At 46.8% G+C, this 280-nt stretch carries 1 protein-coding gene; it reads right to left on the bottom strand.

Annotated elements, in window-relative coordinates; all coding sequences use genetic code 11:
- A partial coding sequence (locus tag JEM65_RS22740; RefSeq protein ID WP_233530830.1) for a hypothetical protein occupies positions 1–280 on the bottom strand: 280 nt, incomplete at both ends.

The following is a 280-nucleotide window of genomic DNA, read 5'->3' as shown; positions in this document are numbered from 1 at the left end:
GAACAGAGACAGGGATGCCATCAAATCCAAGTGCCTCAGTGTTTTTGAGGGCATGGATTGTTCTGCCAATCTTACCAGCACTAGCAAACGAGAACGAGAATGGCTTAGATTTTGCTGGCCAATCTGAGGAAGGTGCAGAGACATGGGCCAGATTTTGACGCAACTTGTCGACCTTATCAATGTAGAAATGGTTCATTGCCTGAGTGGTCTCGAAACGTGGCGAAAGCGAAGCAAGTTCCTGCCTCCTTATTGACTTAAAATTTTGACGGAGCAGGTTCTG

It is taken from the genome of Gelidibacter salicanalis, assembly GCF_016469035.1.
Taxonomy (GTDB): Bacteria; Bacteroidota; Bacteroidia; order Flavobacteriales; family Flavobacteriaceae; genus Gelidibacter; species Gelidibacter salicanalis_A.
This window is presented reverse-complemented; position numbering and strand designations above follow the sequence as displayed.